Genomic DNA, 20,784 nt, shown 5'->3' on the forward strand with positions numbered 1-20,784 from the left:
TAATACATAGCACCTGTCTTTTTTACCCTGCTGTATGCACGAAAGTCATATGTATCTGCCTGCAGTAGAACTAGATACTAGAAAAAGAGTGTGCTATAATACCATTCAGAATTTAAAAAGAGAGGAATATAAAATTATGTTGGGAAGATTTTCCAGAACGGAGCTGCTCTTAGGGCAGGCAGCCATGCAGACCTTGGCAAATAGCACGGTCATTATTTTTGGCGTTGGCGGTGTCGGCTCGTATGCAGCCGAAGGTCTGGCCCGGTCCGGTGTAGGCCATTTAGTTCTTGTCGATAATGACCTCGTATGCCTGACGAATATTAACCGTCAAATCCATGCCACGAGCAAGACCGTAGGCAAGAAGAAAACAGAAATGATGAAGCAGCGGATTCTGGATATCAATCCGCAGGCAACAGTTGATTGTATAGAGGATTTTTATATGCCCGATGTGGCAGACCGTTTCTTTACCGGTCATTATGATTATATTGTAGACGCCATCGATACGGTGAGCGGCAAACTGAGCCTGGCTGAAGAAGCGCAGAAACGGCAGATTCCTATTATCAGCTGCATGGGCGCCGGCAACAAGCTGGACCCGACGCGCTTTGAAGTAACCGACATCTATAAGACCAGCGTCGATCCCTTGGCGAAGGTCATGCGCCGGGAACTCAAAAAACGGGGCGTCAAAGCCCTTAAGGTCGTCTATTCGCAGGAACAGCCCTTGAAACGGAAGCAAAACGGCTGCGGCAAGAACTGCATTTGCCCGCCAGGCAGCTCGCACAGCTGCGATTTCCGTCGTGCCGTACCGGGCAGCATTTCCTTCGTGCCTTCTGTTGCGGGCCTGATCATTGCCGGCACAGTCGTCAACGACCTGGTCGCCGGTCAGATCCGGGATGATACGGCTGCTGTGCCATCTGTATAAGGTGCTTCTATCCCAGTCTCGTTGAGACTGGGATTTTTGTATACATATGTTCGCACATGTGCTATACTTTTAGAAACGGAAAATAATTCTTTATTGTAGAAAAAGAGGCCTGCTCATGGATATACAATCGCACTTAAATAAAGATTATCATACGTCCACGCCTTTTCATGTCGTAGCCCCCTATGAACCGATGGGCGATCAGCCTGAGGCCATCCAATCCCTGGCCGATGGCGTCCGCTCCGGTCAATGGGCCCAGGTCCTTTTGGGGGCTACGGGGACAGGCAAGACCTTTACCATGGCTAAGGTCATCGAGGCTGTGCAAAAGCCGACCTTGGTCATTGCTCATAATAAAACGCTGGCAGCCCAGCTGTGCAGCGAATTTAAAGCGTTCTTTCCCGACAACGAAGTCGCCTATTTTGTCAGCTATTACGATTTTTATCAGCCTGAAGCCTACATCGCATCGACGGATACATATATCGAAAAGGACGCATCGATCAACGATGAAATCGACAAGCTGCGCCACTCGGCGACGATGAGTCTCTTTGAACGGCGCGATGTCATCATCGTCGCCTCTGTGTCTTGCATTTACGGCTTAGGCGATCCGGAAGATTATAGCGAGCTCGTCGTGTCTCTGCGCCTGGGCCAGGAAAAACCGCAGAGCGAAATCCTGCGCAAGCTCGTAGACATCCAGTATTCGCGTAATGACCTGGACCTTACACGCGGTACCTTCCGCGTGCACGGTGATACCATCGAAGTATTCCCGGCAGCCTTTGACAATTCCATTATCCGCATTGAAATGTTCGGCGATGAAATTGACAGGCTGACGGAAGTCGATGTCCTTACGGGTGAAGTCGTGGCTGAGCGCAAGCATGTGGCCATTTATCCGGCCAGCCATTACGTAACGACCAAAGATAAGATGGAGCGGGCTATCGGTACGATCCAGAAGGAACTGGATGAACGATTGGCAGAACTTAAAGAAGGCGGCCATCTCTTAGAAGCACAGCGCTTGGAACAGCGTACGCGCTATGATATTGAAATGATGGAAGAAATGGGCTATTGCTCAGGCATTGAAAACTATTCCCGCCATCTGGCCGGCCGCAAGCCCGGCCAGGCACCGTATACGCTCCTAGACTATTTCCCTGATGATTTCCTGATCATGGTCGACGAATCGCATGTGACATTGCCCCAACTGCGGGCCATGTACGCCGGCGACCGGTCGCGTAAGCAAAACCTCATCGAATACGGCTTCCGTTTGCCATCGGCCCTGGACAACCGTCCCTTAACGTTCGATGAATTTACAGAACGGATCAATCAAATCATCTACGTCAGTGCTACGCCCGGGGACTATGAAATGAGCGTCCAAACGAACCTGGCTCAGCAGATCATCAGGCCGACAGGCCTCCTGGACCCGGCCGTCGAAGTGCGGCCCATTGCCGGCCAGATGGACGATCTTCTGGGAGAAATCCGCCTGCGCATGGAACGGCACGAACGGGTTTTGGTGACAACGCTGACGAAGAAGATGGCTGAAGATCTGACGGACTATCTGAAGGAAATGGGCATCCTCGTGCGCTATCTCCATTCGGATATTGCGACGATTGAACGGGCAGAGATTATCCGGGACCTGCGGGCCGGTGTCTTTGACGTCCTCGTCGGCATCAACCTCCTGCGTGAAGGCCTGGATATGCCGGAAGTTTCCCTGGTGGCCATTCTCGATGCCGACAAGGAAGGCTTTCTCCGTTCCGATACGGCTCTCATTCAGACCATGGGCCGGGCTGCCCGTAATGTGAATGGCCGGGTCATCATGTATGCCGACCGCATGACAGATTCTATGGCCCGTGCTATAGACGAAACGAAGCGGCGCCGGGAAGTCCAGGATGCCTATAATAAAAAGCATCATATAACGCCAAAATCTGTTAAAAAAGAGGTCGTCGATTTGATCGAACTGACCAAGGTCTCTGAAGACCAGGCGTCCTATAACGGGAAAGAGGCACCCCTCACGCGGGAAGCCCTGCACAAGGTTATCCAGTCCGTAACCCAGCAAATGAAGCAGGCCGCAAAGAATTTGGAATTTGAAAAGGCTGCTGCCCTGCGCGACCGCTTGGGGACGCTGCGCCAGCAGCTCTCTGATATTAGTCACGATGACACGCTGCCTAAGGAACTGGCCGGTGGCGATATGCCGTCGTCCCGCTATGTCCGCACTGTACGGCGGCCGGACCGCAAAGCGCACAGGAATACTGCCAACACGGGTATGGACAAAAAAGAAGCAAAGCCAGCAAAGCCAGCTAAGAAGAGCAGCGGCCGTACGGCAAAAGGCCGTACGACGAAAACCAAAGCTGATACTACTGCAACTACGAAAAGGAGTAAAAAATAGATAAGGTATGGAAGATCCGTATATTGTCATAAAAGGTGCACGTCAGCACAACTTGAAAAATATTGATGTCCGTATTCCCCGGGATAAGCTCGTCGTCTTTACGGGCCTTTCCGGCTCGGGCAAATCGTCCCTGGCCTTTGACACGATTTACGCTGAAGGCCAGCGGCGTTACGTTGAATCCCTGTCAGCTTATGCCCGTCAGTTCTTGGGCCAGATGGATAAGCCGGACGTTGATTATATCGAAGGCCTGTCACCGGCCATTTCTATTGACCAGAAGACGACGAGCCGCAAACCCCGTTCTACTGTCGGTACGGTCACGGAGATCTACGATTACTTGCGTTTGCTCTATGCCCGGGCCGGTGAAGCTTTTTGCCCTCACTGCGGCAAGCCCATCCGTCAGCAGACGATTCAGCAGATGGCCGATTCAGTTCTCGCCTTAGGTGCAGGGGAAAAAGTCATGATCATGGCGCCTGTCGTCGACGGGCGCAAGGGGACGCACCAAAAGCTCCTGGCCCGCCTGGTCAAGGACGGCTACGTGCGCGTCCGCGTCGACGGCGAGGTCTATCTCCTGTCCGACGACATTCCTATGGAAAAGAATAAGAAGCACACCATCGAAGTCATTATCGACCGCCTGGTCATTAAGGATAGTATCCTCATGCGCCTGACGGATTCCCTGGAAACGGCAGCCAAGCTGAGTGAGGGTATCGTCCATATTCTGCGCCTGAAGACGGACGAAGTTCTCACCTTTAGTCAGCACTTTGCCTGCCCGGACTGCCACATCAGCCTGCCGGAAATCGAACCTCATCTCTTTTCCTTCAACAGCCCCTTCGGCGCCTGCCCAGCCTGCTCCGGCATTGGCAGCACGATGGAAGTAGACCCGCACCTGTGCCTGCCGGATGGCAGTATTTCCTTCGCCGATGGCTGTGTAGCGGCTCTCAGCAATAACCGTGATTCATGGTTCATGCGCCAGCTCGGCGGTCTCTTGAAGCGTTATGGCTTTACGGTGGACAATTGCTTCGACGAACTGCCTGCGGAACTGCAGGATAAGATTTTGCACGGTACAGCTGAAGACTGTGTCTTTGAATACGAAAACCTGCGTGGTGAAGTGAAGACCTTTACGACGCCCTTTGAAGGCGTCCTGCCTATGGTGCGGCGCCGCTATCAGGAAGCATCGTCGGATATGATGCGCGATCAGTTCGGCCAGTTCATGTCCGTCAAACCCTGCACGGCCTGCCACGGCGCCCGCTTGCGGCCAGAGGCATTGGCTATCAAGATTGGCGGCCTCAATATCCACGAGCTGACGGACCTTTCTGTCAGTGATATGATTGATTTCTTTGCCAAGGTGCAGCTGACGCAGCGGCAGGAACTCATTGCCAAGCAGATTTTGAAGGAAATCCGGGCCCGCCTCGACTTTCTGCGTACCGTCGGACTGGAATACCTCACCATGTCGCGTACGGCCGGCACCCTTTCCGGTGGCGAAGCCCAGCGTATCCGCCTGGCGACACAGATCGGTTCCGGCCTCGTAGGTGTCCTCTATATTCTGGACGAACCGTCTATTGGCCTGCATCAGCGCGATAATGACAAGCTCCTCGATGCCCTGCGTCACCTGCGTGATCTAGGCAATACGCTCATCGTCGTCGAACACGATGAAGATACCATGCGGGCGGCAGACTATATCCTCGATATCGGTCCGGCTGCAGGGGAACACGGCGGCCAGATCGTGGCGCAGGGGACGGTAAAAGATATTATGGCCTGCCCGGAATCGCTGACCGGTCAATACCTGAAGGGTACAAAATTCATTCCCTTGCCAAAAGAACGCCGCCACGGGAACGGCAACACGCTGGAAGTCATCGGGGCAGCCGAACACAATCTGAAGAATATCGATGTAGCCTTTCCCTTAGGTACCCTCACCGTCGTCACAGGTGTTTCCGGTTCCGGCAAGTCAACCCTGGTGAATGAAATTCTCTATAAAGGACTGGCCGAAGCGGTTTATCATACGCCGCACCGGCCAGGGAAATTTAAAGAATTGCGTGGCACAGAGCACATCGATAAGATCATCAACATTGACCAGTCGCCAATTGGCCGGACACCGCGTTCCAATCCGGCAACCTATACGGGGGTCTTTGATTTTATCCGCCAGCTTTTCAGCCAGACTGCCGAAGCGAAGGTGCGTGGCTATAAGGCCGGCCGCTTCAGCTTCAACATCAAAGGCGGCCGCTGCGAAGCCTGCCACGGTGATGGCATTATCCGTATTGAAATGAATTTCCTGCCCGACGTGTACGTGCCCTGTGAGGTTTGTCACGGTACGCGCTACGACAGGGAAACGCTGGAAGTCAAATACAAGGGCAAAAATATTTCCGACGTCCTCAACATGACCGTCGATGACGCGTGTGAGTTTTTCGCCCACATTCCCCGTATTTTGAATAAGCTGAAGACACTGCAGCAGGTCGGCCTGGGCTATATCCATCTGGGCCAGCCGGCAACGACCCTCTCCGGCGGTGAAGCCCAGCGTGTCAAGCTGGCTACCGAGCTTTCTAAGCGCAGTACAGGCCGTACGTTATATATTCTCGATGAACCGACGACGGGATTACATACGGCAGATATCCATAAGCTTATGGACGTCCTGCAGCTTCTCGTCGATGGCGGCGATACGGTCATCGTTATCGAACACAACCTGGACGTCATCAAGGTGGCCGATCACCTCATCGATCTCGGCCCTGAAGGTGGCGACGGTGGTGGTACAGTCGTTGCGACGGGTACACCAGAAGAAATCTGCGCCGTGCCGGCGTCGTACACGGGCAAGTTCCTCGCACCGGTTCTCAAACGGACACAGCAGCTTATGGAACAACGAGAACAACACACGAATGAATAGGAAAAAATCATGGCATTATCAGAAGCAGTACTGGAAAAAGTAAATAATCTCACGACCCAGCCCGGCGTTTACCTCTGGAAAAATGAACAGGGCCGTATCATTTACGTCGGCAAGGCCGTCAACCTGCGCAACCGCGTTAAGAGCTACGTCCGTAAGGATAGCAACCGTGCCATCAAGGTAGCGGCCATGATGAGCCACGCTGTCGATTTGGAAACCATCGTCGTAGCCAACGAAATGGAAGCGCTGATCCTGGAAAATACGCTCATCAAAAAGTATCATCCTCACTACAACATCATGCTCCGCGACGATAAGACCTATCCCTACATCAAGGTCACCATTCAGGAGGATTACCCGCGCATTACCATGACCCGCCGCGTACTGCGCGACGGCGCCCGCTACTTTGGCCCCTTTGCCGATGCTACGGCGGTCCACTACGTCCTGAAGCTCCTGCAGCAGGCCTTCCATATCCGCACCTGCCGCACCTTGAAGGCGACGCGTCCGTGCTTACAGTACCACCTGGGGCACTGCGACGCACCATGCGTCCATTACATCACTAAGGAAGACTACCGGGCCCTGGTCCAGCGTGGCCTCGATGTCCTGGAGGGACGCGACACAACGCTCGTACGGGAATTGCAGGAACAGATGGAAAGGTGTGCAGAAAACCTGGAATTTGAAAAAGCTGCCCTGTGCCGGGACCGCATTGAAGCTATCAAGGTCATTCAGGCCCAGCAGAATATCGTCACCCAGGGCGGTGACATGGACGTCCTGGGCCTTTCTAGTGATGCCGGCCAGACGTGCGTTCAAGTCTATACCATCCGCAACGGCAAGGTCATGGGCCGGGAAACGTTTAGTCTGGAAAACAGCGACGACGCCACGCCGGCCGTCATGATCGAAGCGATCATCGACCAGTACTATACGGCAGATACGTTTATTCCTAAGGAAATCGTCGTCGCCGCTGTAGCAGAACAGGAAGACTGCGAACGGCGCCTGAGCCAGCTCAAAGGCCAGCAGGTAACGATTATCGTACCCCAGAGGGGAATCAAAAAGAAACTCCTCGCCATGGCTGAAGAAAATGCCCGCGTTCTCCTGGAACAGCGGCGTCTCCAGTGGCAGCATGACCGGGAAAAAACGAGCGGTGCCGTCCGGGCCCTGGCGCAGGTGCTCGACTTGCCCTGTCTGCCGGAACGAATGGAATGCTTTGATATTTCCCATACCCAGGGGATCGAAACGGTAGCCTCCATGGTGGTCTTTGAAAATGGCCAGCCTGCCCGTAAGGAATACCGGCGTTTTAAATTAAAAACCGTACAAGGTAAGCCGGACGACTTTAAATCTATGGCGGAAATCATGGAACGGCGTTATAATGAGAAAGAATGGCCTGTACCGGACCTGATCGTCATCGATGGCGGCAAGGGGCAGCTCCACGCAGCCTTGCCCGTTATCCGCCAGGCCGGCTGCGAAGCACCGGTCATCAGTCTGGCCAAGAGGATAGAAGAGGTTTTTGTCGAAGGACGGAGCGATTCGATTATTCTCAGCCATCACACGCCGGAGTTGCAGCTTTTGCAGGCAATCCGCGATGAAGCACACCGCTTTGCCATTACGTATCACCGCCATCTGCGCGGCAAGCGCAGCCTCGTTTCTATTCTCGATCACGTTGAAGGCATTGGTCCGGCGCGCCGTAAGGCCCTGTGGCAGCATTTCAAGACGCTTGATGACATGAAGCAGGCAAGTATTGAAGACCTGGCGGCCGTACCGGGCATGACCCGCCAGGCGGCAGAAAACGTCTATTACTTTTTCCGCTTAGGAACGGATGAAAAACGCAAGAAAACACAATTGGTCTGACCGGGCATACAGGACCCGGCACGAAGGAGGAACTACGATGAAACACAAAATACTGACTCTGGTCTGCGCCGCTATGCTGGCAGGCTCTTTGTCCTATGCTGCGGAACCGGCCGTCGTCGGCACGGCACCGGCTAGTGTCTATACGCAGGCTGACGGCAGCCGGCTGACACTGCAGCTGCCGGACATTACGATCAGCACGAATCCGGCAGCAGCCCAGAAGATCAATGCGTACTTTGCCAAGAAAGCCGCTTCGACGAAGGCCTTCTTCGATAAGCAGCAGGGCAATGGCAGCGTCATGAGTGAAGATAAGTCCTACGAGGTCACCCTCAACGACGGGACCTACTTGTCTTTCGTCGAAACGGGGCATATCCGTTTTGAAAAAGAAGCTCATCCGACCTATTGGAAGACCGGCGTTACCTTTGACCTGGCTACCGGTGAAGTCCTGAACTGGCAGGACCTGGTCAAACCGGAAGACGCTAAGGCGTTCACGCTGAAAAATATCAACCGGGCTCTCTTGCTCAGTAAATACCACTTATCCGGGTACTTTACAGGGCTGACGGAATTGCCAAAGAATTTCTATCTTGATAAGAACCGGGGCATTCATTTCATCTTTGGCCTTTACGAAGTAGCTCCGTATTCTACAGGAATCGTCGATTTGGATATGATGAAGGATGCTAAATAACAAAAACATCATATTAGAAGAAAATATTTATTAATTATTTACCCTCTAGGTGTTGCAAAATTGAGATGTCCATGATATGATGAAACCAGATAAGAAATAACTACTTTTACAAATTGGAGGTCTTTCCCATGGACAAATACGAATGCACTATCTGCGGTTATATTTATGATGAAGCTGAAGGCGATGCTGATACGGGTGTAGCAGCAGGCACAAAATTTGATGCTTTGCCGGAAGATTGGGTTTGTCCGACCTGTGGCGCAGGCAAAGATGCCTTCGTAAAGATGGACTAATTGCAGACAGAGAAACCTCCCGTTGTGAGCTGATACCCACACGGGAGGTTTTTTGTACGGGTGCCTGACCCTTTAGGCATACGTGCAGCCTGCAGTGAGTATAAAAAAAAATTAAGGGAGGCTGTATGGTATGGATTTGAAAGAGGTTTATGAAAACGCGCGCGCTAAAATGAAGGGCTGTCACGTCTGTCCCGAATGTAACGGCAAAGCCTGTATTGGCATGATTCCCGGTTTTGGCGGCTTGCGCACGGCCCGTTCTTTTATGCGCAATGTGGAAGCACTGAAGGAATATGGCCTGATTATGCGCAGTATGGCAGGAGTAGAAGAACCGGATACGTCCTGCGTCATCTTAGGTAAGAAGCTGAGCATGCCCGTGCTCATCGCACCGGTGGGCGGGATCGTCCTCAATGCCAAGGTCGAAGGGGATCCGGCAGAAGTCGAACAGGCTTATGATGAAGCCGTTACCCAGGGGGCTATGGACGCAGGTACATTGGCCTTTACAGGCGACAGCGGTGCTGCGTACATGTACGCATCGGGGATTGAATCGTGCAAGAAACGTCCGGGGTATGTCATCCCGACGATCAAACCGCGGGAAGACGACAAGATTATTGAAAAGGCAAAGCTCGCTGAAAGCTCCGGCGCACCGGCTGTAGCATCCGATATTGATGCGGCTACGCTGATCAATATGCGTATCTTTGGCCAGCCCGTTGGTCCTAAGAGTGCTGCCAGCATTCACAAGATCGCTGCTTCGGTCAATATTCCCTTTATCGTCAAGGGCATTATGTCAGCAGAAGAAGCCGTTGCCTGTGCTGATGCGGGCGCACAGGGGATTGTCGTCAGCAATCACGGCGGCCGTATTCTCGATGGTATGGCTGGTACGGCCGATGTATTGCCGGAAATTGCTGCCGCCGTCAAAGGCCGCCTGACCATCTTTGTCGATGGCGGTGTCCGTCACGGTGAAGATGTTTTGAAAATGCTGGCCCTCGGCGCCGATGCCGTTCTCATTGGCCGGCCTGCTGCTGTCGCAGCTATTGGCGGTGGCGCAGAAGGTGTTAAGCTTCTTCTGGACACACTGCGCCAGGAATTAAGCGATGCCATGATGATTACCGGTACGAAGCGCCTGGACTGCGTCAATAGCAACGTCCTCAAAAAACTGTAAGAAATCCTATGCTATACGAAAAACGCTGCCTCTGTGGAGAGACAGCGTTTTTTTTACAGCAGTGAGGTAATTGATAAAAGTTCTTGCAAAAAGTCAAAAAGACTAATATAATAAGAGTGTAACAAAAGTCAAAAGGTATAACGTCTTTACAAAAATACAACCGATGTGGAAACATTTTAGATAAGCAGGTGATTAGTATGAGTGTATTAGCAGATAAGATTGAACAATTTATACTGCATAAGCTTTTAGAAGATGAAGAAGAAAATATCGTCCTTCGCCGTAATGAATTAGCCGATGAACTGGATTGCGCTCCTTCGCAAATAAGCTACGTCCTGAGTACGCGCTTTTCTAACGATAAGGGCTTTATGGTCGAATCACGCCGCGGTTCCGGCGGCTTCGTACGTATTATCCGCCTGGCACCGGCAAAAGAAGACCGGACGCCGGCGCCGATTTCGGAACGCCTGCCAGCCGTCAATATTACGATGGAAGATCTGGATGTCCTCTTATACAGGCTCATCAAAAGCAAGTCATTGACGAACCGCGAGGCCGTTCTTTTGCATCATACCTTCGAAGCGCTTTTTGACGAAGTGGATGAGCCCCAGCGGTTGAACGTCATCGGCCGCATTTTAAAACACCTGAACCTGCGCTAATCTGGTGGAAGGAGGCATCGTATATGCTTTGTGATCAATGTAAAAAAAGAGAAGCCGTAGTGCATATTACCAAAATAGAAAACGGCCATCGGGCAGAGCTGCATTTGTGCGCCGAATGTGCCCGCAAGCAGGGAAATTTCCCGGATAGTCCCGATTTTAATATTGTAGACAATGACTTTTTCCGCAAAATGGCCTATCCCGATTATTCCGGCCAGGCAGAAAAAGAACCGTGCTGTGCCAGCTGCGGCATGAAATATAGTGAATTTAACCGTCTGGGGAAATTTGGTTGTCCCGATTGTTATGCTGCTTTTGGGACGGAGATTACACCCCTTATGCGCCGCATCCACGGCCATACGAAGCACGTTGGCAAGGTGCCCAACCGGGGCAGCGGTGTCTTTCGTACGACGAACCAGATCAAGCGCCTGCGCCAGCATCTGCAAAAACTCGTACGGGACGAACAGTATGAAGAAGCCGCGAAGGTACGCGATGAAATCCGTTTCCTGGAACGGCAGCTGCCACCGGGTGACAGGACTGGGGGGAAATGAAGATGCTAAAAGATTTGTTAAAAGAACCGCTGGCACCCTGGCAAAATGGCTCCGGTGATGTAAGCGATATCGTTCTCGATAGCCGTATCCGCGTATCGCGCAATCTAAAAAAATATGTCTTCCCGTCGAAAGCGACAGACGAAGAATTGGCAGCTGTCCTGGCAGAAGGCGAACGGTATTTGCCGTCTTTGAATCTCTTGGGACACGGCACGTATGAGGCTGTCGCTCTGACGGACTTAACGCCTCTCGAACGGGAAGTCTTGGCAGAACGTCACATTTCTTCTGCCACGCAGATCAAGACGCCGGCCCAGCGGGGCGTCATGGTACGCCAGGATGGTGCCGTATCGGTCTTGATTAATGAAGATGATCACTTTTGTATTCAGACCGCCGCGCCGGGCCTGCAGCTCGAACAGGTGTGGGATGAGGCTTCACAAATTGATGACACCCTGGAAAGCAAGCTGAACTTTGCCTTCCGCGATGATTTTGGCTATTTGACAGCCAGCCCTTCCCTGACCGGTACGGGCCTCGTCGCCGGTGTGACACTGCACCTGCCGGGTCTGGTCATGATGAAGCGGCTGAACCGTATCGTTCAGGTCATTACGAAGCTGGGCTTTGCCATTTGCGGCCTTTACAGCGAACGGAATGAATATATTGGCAATCTTTTCCAAGTGACTAACCAGGTGACACTGGGCATTTCTGAAGAAGATATTCTCAAACAGATGAAAAAGATCGTCGGCCAGATCGTACAGGAAGAACGAAACTGCCGCAGCCTCTTATGGACGCATAACCAGAACGCCATGAAAGACCGCCTTTTCCGCAACTACGGTGTTCTTTCCCAGGCCTGGATGATGCAGCTCGATGAAGCTGTCGAATTGTTAAGTGACTTCCGCCTGGCTATCGATCTGGGCGTGATACAAGAACGGCCCCAGGCCTATCCGGCCTTATTGACTGCCGCCGGACCGGGATATCTGCAATACCAGGCCGGCCGGGAATTGAATGGGGAAGAATTGGATTTACAACGGGCTCAGACCCTGCGGCAGCTTTTGCGTACCTATGCCGTATAACGAGGTACCATCTGAAACAGGGAAGAGGGACGTTGTGTTTTCTCTATAAGGATGTGAATTACCATGTACAATAGATTTACGAATAATGCGCAGCACGTCTTGCAATATGCACAGCAGTCGGCACAACGGCTGGAACATAACTATGTCGGCACAGAGCATATCCTGCTGGGACTCGTGCTCAATAAAGAAGGCGTAGCCGGACAGCTCCTGTCGCAGCTGGGCCTGACGCCGGAAAATGTTGTCCGCGCTATTGAAAAGCTGGCCGCTCCGCAGCCCCGGAATGACGGGGAAACGGCGCTCCTGCCAAGTACGAAACGGGCCCTGGAATTGGCTGTAGCCGAAGCGAACCGCCTGGGCCAAAACTACGTGGGTACGGCCCAGCTGCTGGCCGGCCTGCTCCTCGATGAAAACGGCCGGGCCTGGCAGATCCTGGAATCGATGGATGTCGATCCCCAGCAGGTCATGCGCCGTCTGGCCGAAATGACAGGCATGGAAATGGAAGATGCCGGTGACGATGGTTCCGGCCAGGGGAAGGTAGATTTGAATTCCTTTGGCCGCGACTTAAATGAACTGGCACGGCAGGGAAAAATCGATCCGGTAATTGGCCGGGAAAATGAGATCGACAGGGTTATTCAAATTCTCAGCCGCCGGACGAAAAACAATCCGGTCCTCATTGGTGCACCGGGCGTAGGCAAGACGGCTATTGCCGAAGGCCTGGCCCAGCGCATTATCAATGGCACCGTACCGGATATATTGGCAGGGAAACGTATCTTTTCCCTCGATATGGCCAGCCTCGTTGCCGGTACGAAATATCGCGGTGAATTTGAAGAACGTATCAAAAAGGTTATTGAAGCTATTCGCAACGATCCGACGGTCATCCTCTTTATTGACGAGCTCCATCAGCTCATCGGTGCCGGTGCCGTCGAAGGTTCCATGGATGCGGCCAATATTCTCAAGCCTGCCTTGGCCCGTGGGGAACTGCAGTGCATTGGCGCTACGACCATTGATGAATATAAGAAACATATTGAAAAGGATATGGCTCTGGCCCGCCGTTTCCAGCCTGTTCTCGTAGGCGAACCGTCCCAGGCAGATGCTATACAGATTCTCTTTGGCCTGCGCGACCGTTATGAAGCCTTCCACAAGGCACGCATTACAGACGAAGCGGTGCGCAGTGCTGTAACCCTTTCGGCCCGCTATATTTCTGACCGCTATTTGCCGGATAAAGCCATTGACGTCATGGATGAAGCGGCGGCTAAGGTACGCATGAAAGTGTATTCACCGACAGACGAAGTGAAGCAGCTCGAACAGAAACTGGCGGATGTCCGCAAAGAAAAGGAAGCAGCCCTGGCCAGCGAAGATTTTGAACGCTGCGCTTCCCTGCGTGACGAAGGCAAACAATTATCAGAACAGCTGGAAAGCATGCAGAAGGAACGGAAGCAGCAGGATGATGCCCGCCTGGTCGTTACGGAAGATGACATTGCTGACGTCGTAGCCCAATGGACAGGGATTCCTGTCCGTCAGCTGACGGAAACAGAGTCGCACCGCCTGCTCCATTTGGAAGAAGAACTGCATAAGCGCGTTATCAGCCAGGATGAAGCTGTTTCTGCCGTTGCCAAGGCTGTGCGCCGGGCCCGGGCGGGCCTGAAGGACGCCAACCGGCCGATTGGCTCGTTCCTCTTCCTGGGACCGAGCGGCGTTGGCAAGACGGAACTGGCCCGTACGCTGGCACGGCAGCTCTTTGGCAGTGAAGACGCCATGATCCGTATCGATATGAGTGAATATATGGAAAAATACAGCGTTTCCCGCCTCGTCGGCGCGCCTCCGGGCTACGTGGGTTATGAAGAAGGCGGCCAGCTGACCGATGCCGTACGGGAAAAACCGTACAGTGTCATCCTCTTTGATGAAGTCGAAAAGGCAGCACCGGATTTCTTCAACCTCCTCTTGCAGGTCCTCGATGACGGACGCCTTACTGATTCACAGGGAAGAAGTGTCGACTTCTGCAATACCGTCATCATTATGACCAGTAACCTGGGCGCACAGCACTTGAAACCGGAAGCACCGGTCATGGGCTTTGCCGCAGCCGGTCATGAAAAGGAAAATAAGGAACGGGATTTCCAGGAAGCCAAGAAGGAAATTATGGAAGACGTCCGCCGTTTCTTCCGCCCGGAATTCCTCAACCGTATTGACGAAATACAGATTTTCAAACCACTGGGCCAGGCAGATCTGCGGCGCATCGTCGCTATTATGCTGCAGGAACTGAACCAGCGCCTGGATGAAAAAGGGATTCAAATGGAATGGACAGAAAATGCCGACGACGTCCTGGTCGATAAAGGGACTGACTTTGCCTTTGGCGCCCGGCCGCTCAAACGGGCCATTCAAAAGCTCGTGGAAGACCCCATTTCCGAAATGCTCCTCAGTGGCAGCCTGAAAAAGGGAAGCCACGTCTATGTAGACAGTAAGGACAAAAAGGAACTCGTCTTTACGACGCAGGCGGAGTAAGCTATGGCTAAAATTAAATCACGGTATGTATGTACGAATTGTGGCAGCGTTTCCAGCCGTTGGCTGGGACGCTGTCCGCAGTGCGGTGAATGGAATACGATGGCTGAGGAAACGGTGCGACCTGAAGCACCCAGGCAGGCAGCGAGCCTGCAGCGCAGCGGTCAGGACGTACGGCCCAGGCAGCTGCATGAAATTGCCATGGAGCGTATGAGCCGCATTGGCACGGGGATTGGTGAAGTAGACCGCGTCCTCGGCGGCGGTATCGTACCGGGAGCCCTGATCCTGCTCAGCGGTGATCCCGGCATCGGTAAATCGACGCTGGTCTTGCAGGTGGCAGCGGCAGTGGGGAAGGACGGTGACGTGCTTTATTGTTCAGGCGAAGAATCGGCCGGCCAGATTAAGCTGCGGGCCGACCGCCTGGGTGTGACGGCACCGGGCCTGTTGATTCAGGCCGATACGTCCCTGGACGCCGTGCTGCATGAAGCAGAACGGCGCCGGCCGCGCTTGCTGATTGTCGATTCCATCCAAACGGTCTACTGCCAGGAATGTGACGGTGCTCCCGGCAGTATGAGCCAAATCCGCGAAAGCACGGGCCGGCTCATGAATTTTGCCAAGCAAAGCAATGTGCCGGTCATCGTCATCGGTCACGTGACCAAGGAAGGAACCATTGCTGGACCGCGCATGATGGAGCATATGGTAGATACAGTCCTCTATTTTGAAGGAGACCGGCAGTACCAGTTCCGTATTTTGCGCAGCATTAAGAATCGCTTTGGCTCGACCAATGAGTCGGGCCTGTTTACGATGACCGAAGACGGATTGTCTGAGCTGGCTAATCCGTCGCAGCTACTCTTGGCAGAACGGGCGGCCCAACAGGCCGGTTCTGCTATTGCCGCCGTCCTCGATGGGCAGCGGCCTATGCTGGGAGAAATCCAGGCGCTCACAACTCACTCCGTTTTTGCTGTCCCCAGACGGACCGCATCGGGAATGGATTATAACCGGCTGATCATCCTGCTGGCCGTTCTGGAAAAACGGGTCGGTCTTAACCTGAGCCAGCAGGATGTCTATATTAACGTCATTGGCGGCTTAAAAATTACGGAAACTGCCGCCGATCTGCCTATTTCTCTGGCTGTCGTGTCGAGCTTCAGGGATCTGTCTCTGGAAGAGCATACGGTGGTCATGGGCGAAGTCGGGCTCACTGGCGATATACGCCGCGTGTCCCAGGTGCAGCGCCGCCTGCGGGAAGCAGCCAAGATGGGCTTTACCCGTTTTATTATTCCCAAGGGGAATCTTACAGAAATAAAGGAAACGGAGTTTCCCCAGTGCCGTATTATTGGCGTGAAGACCTTGCGTGACGCCATTACGGCAGCTTTTACAGAATAAATAATAAAAAGTTTAAATTTTACGGTCCCATGATGGGGTTAGAATGTGTTATACTGATAGCATGGAGAGGAAAGGGGGAAAAGCTAATGTTTCTTGTCCGCACTGGCAAGCACGTATGTGTCGCAGCGGCCCTGTTGGCCCTGCTTGGTGGCACGAGTGCGTTCGCTTTTTATCAAAGTCCTTCTTCTGCCAGCCGTACCAGTACGACTGTCTTGAGTCCGGCCGGTCCTGTGACGTATCACCAGGGCTACCGTGTCCTGCCTGATGGCCGGACGGAACCGGTCCTTGCCCGGCCAGGGTATGTCGTCAATTCCCATGGCGCTATTGAACCGGTTACGACGAAGATTACGCCCGCAGCTCCGCAGCCTGTACGTACCGGTCCGGTACAGAACGCTGCAGGACAGGACAAACCGGCACAGGCACGTTCGCTTATGCCGCAAGCAGGAACTGCGCAGCTGTAACTGCCATCAGTATCGAAACGGTCTGAAGAGCAGCTTTGCAATGGTAGATGATGCAGAGCTGCTTCTTTATGTATAGGCTTTGTTACAGTTTTTTCGAAAACGTGGTACATTGGTACAAAGTATGGTATGATTATGAATCATAATCAGGGATGGTATTCTTGATGACCGGAAAGGGGGTGAATCGTATGGAAGATAAAAATATGACCGATACGACAGAAAAGAAGACAGGTGAACACAAGAGGCTCAACGGCCGCAATATTGCGGACAATATTATGAAGGGCGCGATTATGCTGATCCTGGCCATCGTCTTTGTGCTCCTGGCAGATCAGCTGGTTTCCACGCCGTTTTTCAGCGCAGAAATTGAAAGCAAGTTTTCCCGTGTAGGTATTTTTGGTACGACCTTAATGGCTATCATTACGTACATTTTGGGAGCCCTCCTGGGAACCCTTTTGGGCTATATCCTTTCGCCGCTGATTTTGGGCCTGGTGTGGCGCGTAATCCAGCGCATGGAAAATGGCCTGAGCGACTTTTCTAGTCAGGACTTGCTGATCGGAACGCTGGGATTGCTTTTTGGACTTATCATTGCTAATTTAATAGGACTTGCGTTCTCACGGCTGCCTATTATTGGTGCGTATGGGCCTATTGTCTTCAGTATCATCTTCGGCTACGCCGGCATGAGTATTGCCGTCCGCAAGAAGACGGAAATTGCCGGCCTCGTAGGTATGCTGCGTCTGAATAAACAGGGCAAGGAAAAGGAGAAAGAACGGAAACGTGATGAATTCTCCGGTAAATTGCTCGATACGAGCTCGATCATCGATGGCCGCATTGCAGAAATCTGCAGTACCGGTTTCCTTGAAGGACCTTTACTGGTACCGGTATTTGTCCTGGAAGAGCTGCAGCTCATTGCCGACTCGTCGGACCTGCTTAAGCGTAATAAAGGCCGCCGTGGCCTCGATATTCTCAAGCAGATGCAGGAAGATAATTACGTAGAAGTACGCATTATCAATGATGATTTTGATGATGTCCAGGGCGTAGACTCCAAATTGGTGCGGCTGGGCCGTAAAATACACGCCAAGGTTGTGACTAATGACTACAACCTGAACAAGGTTGCCGCCTTGCAGGGCGTTGTCGTCCTCAATATTAATGACCTGGCAAATGCCTTGAAGCCGGCTCTTATTCCGGGAGAACAGATGAATGTCCTCGTCGTGAAAGCCGGGAAAGAAAATAACCAGGGCGTAGGCTATCTCGACGACGGCACGATGATCGTCGTAGAAAACGGCCAGCGTCATATCGGCACGACCGTGCCTGTTGTCGTCACGTCAGCTCTGCAAACGTCTGCAGGCCGCATGATTTTCGTAAAAATCGCAAACGAGTAGGTGAACGTATTGAAAGTATCTGTCATCATAGTAGCCGCCGGTTCCGGTCGGCGCTTTGGGTATGAACGCAATAAACTGTTTTTTCCCCTCTGCGGCAAACCTGTCCTCACGTATACACTGCAGCACGTTTTTGCTGCCGCGTGTGTCAGTGAGGTTGTTCTCGTCATAGCTGAACGGGACCGGGAAGATATTAGGGCTATTGTTGAGAGTCTGCATCCGTCCGTACCCGTACGCTACGCCTTAGGCGGCGCAGAACGGGAGGATTCCGTTTACAACGGACTCAAAGAGACCGCTGCAGACACGGATATCGTCATGGTTCACGATGGTTCGCGTCCCCTGGCCGGGCCGGAATGGTTTGACAATGCCCTGGCTGCTATGGGTGATGCGAATGTAGCCGTCTATGCCATTCCTGTCAAGGATACGGTAAAAGAGCGGGAGCATGCCAACGCGTGGGGGCTGCAAAAAGTCCGTACGTTGGAACGGAGCCGGCTCATTGCCGTCCAGACACCGCAGATATTCCGGCGGCAGACCCTCTTGGAGGCGCATCGCTATGCCAAGGAACATCATATTTCCGGCACAGACGACGCCTCGCTGGCAGAAGCTATGGGGGAAGCCATTGTAGTCCTTCAGGGCGATGAACGGAACCGTAAGGTAACGACCATGGATGACGTGCCGATTATGGAATTTTACATGACCGGCCCGTCGGAACACCGCGTCGGCAGCGGCTATGACGTGCATCAGTTGGCCAGCGGGCGGCCCCTCGTTTTAGGCGGCGTTCACGTGCCCTATGAACAGGGACTGGCCGGTCATTCCGATGCCGATGTTCTCGTCCACGCAGTCATGGATGCCTTGCTGGGGGCAGCGGGATTAAAGGATATTGGCACCTATTTCCCGGATAACGATCCGGCGTACGCCGGTATTTCCAGCATCGTCTTATTAGAGAAGGTGCGGCAGATCCTGATTGAAAACAGTTGCCGTATCGTCAATATTGATGTAACATTGTTAGCACAGCAGCCAAAAATTAAGCCATATGTAGAGCAGATGACAAAGAATTTGGCAGAAGCCCTGCAAATCAGTCCCCAAGCCGTGTCTGTCAAGGCGACGACGACGGAACATTTGGGCTTTGTGGGCCGCCAGGAAGGTATGGCAGCCCAGGCTGCGGCTATGGTCATAAAATATCGCAATTAACCTGATTTATGGGAGGAATTTTTCATGTCTAATGAAGTACGCGTTCGCTTTGCTCCGAGCCCGACCGGCCCGTTTCATATTGGCGGTGCCCGCTCGGCCCTCTTTAACTACCTGCTTGCCAAGCATACAGGTGGCACGTTTGTCGTCCGGATCGAAGATACGGACCAGAAACGTTCGACGCGCGAATCGGAAGAAAATATTAAGGATGCCCTGAAATGGCTGGGCATTAACTGGGATGAAGGCATTGACGTAGGTGGTCCTAACGGCCCGTACCGTCAGATGGAACGGCTGGACCTCTATAAAAAATATACGGACCAGCTCCTGGCTGAAGGCAAAGCCTATTATTGCTTCTGCACACCGGAAGAACTGGAAGCCGAAAAAGAAGCACAAATGGCTCAGGGCGAAACACCGGTCTATTCCGGCAAATGTGCGAACCTTGCACCGGAAACGGTACAGCAGTATCTGGCCGAAGGTCGTCCCTATGTTATCCGCGTAAAGACGCCAAAGAATGAAACACTGGAATTTGACGACCTCGTACGGGGCCACGTTTCTTTCGACTCCAATAAAGTCGGCGATTTTGTTATTGTCAAATCCGATGGCATTCCTGTATACAACTACTGCGTCGTACTCGACGATGCACTCATGCACATTACCCACGTCGTACGGGCAGAAGAACACCTGTCGAATACACCGCGTCAGCTCGTCCTCTATCATGCCTTTGGTTTCCCTGTACCGACCTTTGCACACGTGTCCCTGATCCTGGGCAAAGATAAGAAAAAGATGAGTAAGCGTCATGGTGCCACGAGCGTACAGCAGTATCGTGACCTGGGCTATTTACCGGCTGCTATTGATAACTTCCTGGCTCTCCTCGGCTGGACGCCGGACAGCGATCAGGAAATCTTTACGATGGAAGAATTGTGCCAGCAGTTCAGTCTCGACCGCGTTGCAAAAAATCCGGCCGTATTTGATATTGAAAAATTGAACTGGATCAATTTCCACTATATGAAGGAACTTGATGAAGACCAGCTCCTGGAACTCTGTCTGCCCCACTTGCAGCAGGCCGGCTATGCAGCGGCCCAGCCGTCGGCAGAAGATCTGCAGTGGCTGAAACACCTTTGCGCCGCCATGCGGGAACACGTACAGTATGGTGCCCAGATCGTCGATGCCGTCAAGGTTTTCTTTACAGACGACTTTGCGCCGGAAAATGAAGAAACGGCAGCCGTCCTTAAAGAAGAAACGGCCTCTTCCGTTCTTACCATGTTCTACCAGGAACTGAAGGCCCTTGACGAAGTGACACCGGATACGGTACAGCCGCTATTCAAGAAGATTCAGAAGGGCCTGAAAGTGAAAGGCAAGTTTGTCTACATGCCAATCCGTGTGGCCGTAACGGGCGTCATGCACGGTCCGGATCTGAACGTCATCGTTGCTCTCATGGGCCGCGATAAAGTCTTGAGCCGCTTACAGGCCAGTGGCTTGATCAACGCCTGAT

General features: G+C 52.8%; 15 protein-coding genes and 1 pseudogene. All 16 read left to right on the forward strand.

Features of this window, described 5'->3' with window-relative positions:
- Positions 1-136: 136 nt before the first annotated feature.
- The 16 genes and pseudogenes from H8J70_RS01615 to gltX all read left to right on the forward strand — a co-directional run bounded on the left by H8J70_RS01615 (position 137) and on the right by gltX (position 20,783).
- The gene (locus tag H8J70_RS01615; protein WP_186502015.1) at positions 137-919 is read left to right on the forward strand and encodes a tRNA threonylcarbamoyladenosine dehydratase; all 783 of its coding nucleotides are present in this window, start codon (positions 137-139) and stop codon (positions 917-919) included.
- A 115-nt stretch (positions 920-1,034) separates the two neighbouring features.
- Positions 1,035-3,050, forward strand: a pseudogene (gene uvrB, locus H8J70_RS01620) (excinuclease ABC subunit UvrB); the annotation flags it as partial.
- Between the two features lie 247 nt (positions 3,051-3,297).
- Positions 3,298-6,162 carry an excinuclease ABC subunit UvrA gene (gene uvrA, locus H8J70_RS01625; RefSeq protein ID WP_186502017.1) on the forward strand — a complete coding sequence of 955 codons (2,865 nt, stop codon included), beginning with the start codon at positions 3,298-3,300 and terminating at the stop codon, positions 6,160-6,162.
- A gap of 9 nt (positions 6,163-6,171) precedes the next feature.
- The gene (uvrC, locus tag H8J70_RS01630) at positions 6,172-8,001 is read left to right on the forward strand and encodes an excinuclease ABC subunit UvrC (protein WP_186502018.1); all 1,830 of its coding nucleotides are present in this window, start codon (positions 6,172-6,174) and stop codon (positions 7,999-8,001) included.
- 37 nt (positions 8,002-8,038) lie between these two features.
- Positions 8,039-8,683, forward strand: coding sequence for a DUF3298 and DUF4163 domain-containing protein (locus H8J70_RS01635; protein ID WP_186502019.1), 645 nt, complete (start codon positions 8,039-8,041; stop codon positions 8,681-8,683).
- A 128-nt stretch (positions 8,684-8,811) separates the two neighbouring features.
- The gene (locus H8J70_RS01640; RefSeq protein ID WP_186502020.1) at positions 8,812-8,973 is read left to right on the forward strand and encodes a rubredoxin; all 162 of its coding nucleotides are present in this window, start codon (positions 8,812-8,814) and stop codon (positions 8,971-8,973) included.
- Between the two features lie 130 nt (positions 8,974-9,103).
- Positions 9,104-10,132 (forward strand): alpha-hydroxy-acid oxidizing protein, encoded by a 1,029-nt coding sequence (locus H8J70_RS01645; RefSeq protein ID WP_186502021.1) that lies wholly within the window; start codon positions 9,104-9,106, stop codon positions 10,130-10,132.
- A gap of 197 nt (positions 10,133-10,329) precedes the next feature.
- Positions 10,330-10,782 (forward strand): CtsR family transcriptional regulator, encoded by a 453-nt coding sequence (locus tag H8J70_RS01650; RefSeq protein ID WP_186502022.1) that lies wholly within the window; start codon positions 10,330-10,332, stop codon positions 10,780-10,782.
- A 23-nt stretch (positions 10,783-10,805) separates the two neighbouring features.
- On the forward strand, positions 10,806-11,327 hold the full coding sequence (locus H8J70_RS01655; RefSeq protein ID WP_186502023.1) for a UvrB/UvrC motif-containing protein: 522 nt from the start codon (positions 10,806-10,808) through the stop codon (positions 11,325-11,327).
- A 2-nt stretch (positions 11,328-11,329) separates the two neighbouring features.
- Positions 11,330-12,391 (forward strand): protein arginine kinase, encoded by a 1,062-nt coding sequence (locus tag H8J70_RS01660; protein WP_186502024.1) that lies wholly within the window; start codon positions 11,330-11,332, stop codon positions 12,389-12,391.
- Positions 12,392-12,454: 63 nt separating this feature from the next.
- The gene (locus H8J70_RS01665; RefSeq protein WP_186502025.1) at positions 12,455-14,890 is read left to right on the forward strand and encodes an ATP-dependent Clp protease ATP-binding subunit; all 2,436 of its coding nucleotides are present in this window, start codon (positions 12,455-12,457) and stop codon (positions 14,888-14,890) included.
- Positions 14,891-14,893: 3 nt separating this feature from the next.
- The gene (gene radA, locus H8J70_RS01670; protein ID WP_186502026.1) at positions 14,894-16,270 is read left to right on the forward strand and encodes a DNA repair protein RadA; all 1,377 of its coding nucleotides are present in this window, start codon (positions 14,894-14,896) and stop codon (positions 16,268-16,270) included.
- A gap of 86 nt (positions 16,271-16,356) precedes the next feature.
- Positions 16,357-16,731 (forward strand): hypothetical protein, encoded by a 375-nt coding sequence (locus tag H8J70_RS01675; protein ID WP_186502027.1) that lies wholly within the window; start codon positions 16,357-16,359, stop codon positions 16,729-16,731.
- Between the two features lie 185 nt (positions 16,732-16,916).
- Complete coding sequence (locus tag H8J70_RS01680) at positions 16,917-18,107, forward strand: PIN/TRAM domain-containing protein (RefSeq protein ID WP_186502028.1); 1,191 nt, start codon at positions 16,917-16,919, stop codon at positions 18,105-18,107.
- On the forward strand, positions 18,108-19,295 hold the full coding sequence (ispD, locus tag H8J70_RS01685; protein WP_288200910.1) for a 2-C-methyl-D-erythritol 4-phosphate cytidylyltransferase: 1,188 nt from the start codon (positions 18,108-18,110) through the stop codon (positions 19,293-19,295).
- Positions 19,296-19,319: 24 nt separating this feature from the next.
- Positions 19,320-20,783: a glutamate--tRNA ligase gene (gltX, locus tag H8J70_RS01690; RefSeq protein ID WP_186502029.1), complete on the forward strand. Its 1,464-nt coding sequence runs from the start codon at positions 19,320-19,322 to the stop codon at positions 20,781-20,783.
- The last annotated feature ends 1 nt before the right edge of the window (position 20,784 follow it).

The organism is Megasphaera hominis (genome assembly GCF_014269395.1).
Classification (GTDB): Bacteria; Bacillota; Negativicutes; order Veillonellales; family Megasphaeraceae; genus Megasphaera; species Megasphaera hominis.

Coding starts and splice junctions, on each gene's coding strand:
- H8J70_RS01615 (WP_186502015.1), top strand. CDS start 137: ATGTTGGGAAGATTTTCCAGAACGGAGCTGCTCTTAGGGCAGGCAGCC.
- uvrA (WP_186502017.1), top strand. CDS start 3,298: ATGGAAGATCCGTATATTGTCATAAAAGGTGCACGTCAGCACAACTTG.
- uvrC (WP_186502018.1), top strand. CDS start 6,172: ATGGCATTATCAGAAGCAGTACTGGAAAAAGTAAATAATCTCACGACC.
- H8J70_RS01635 (WP_186502019.1), top strand. CDS start 8,039: ATGAAACACAAAATACTGACTCTGGTCTGCGCCGCTATGCTGGCAGGC.
- H8J70_RS01640 (WP_186502020.1), top strand. CDS start 8,812: ATGGACAAATACGAATGCACTATCTGCGGTTATATTTATGATGAAGCT.
- H8J70_RS01645 (WP_186502021.1), top strand. CDS start 9,104: ATGGATTTGAAAGAGGTTTATGAAAACGCGCGCGCTAAAATGAAGGGC.
- H8J70_RS01650 (WP_186502022.1), top strand. CDS start 10,330: ATGAGTGTATTAGCAGATAAGATTGAACAATTTATACTGCATAAGCTT.
- H8J70_RS01655 (WP_186502023.1), top strand. CDS start 10,806: ATGCTTTGTGATCAATGTAAAAAAAGAGAAGCCGTAGTGCATATTACC.
- H8J70_RS01660 (WP_186502024.1), top strand. CDS start 11,330: ATGCTAAAAGATTTGTTAAAAGAACCGCTGGCACCCTGGCAAAATGGC.
- H8J70_RS01665 (WP_186502025.1), top strand. CDS start 12,455: ATGTACAATAGATTTACGAATAATGCGCAGCACGTCTTGCAATATGCA.
- radA (WP_186502026.1), top strand. CDS start 14,894: ATGGCTAAAATTAAATCACGGTATGTATGTACGAATTGTGGCAGCGTT.
- H8J70_RS01675 (WP_186502027.1), top strand. CDS start 16,357: ATGTTTCTTGTCCGCACTGGCAAGCACGTATGTGTCGCAGCGGCCCTG.
- H8J70_RS01680 (WP_186502028.1), top strand. CDS start 16,917: ATGGAAGATAAAAATATGACCGATACGACAGAAAAGAAGACAGGTGAA.
- gltX (WP_186502029.1), top strand. CDS start 19,320: ATGTCTAATGAAGTACGCGTTCGCTTTGCTCCGAGCCCGACCGGCCCG.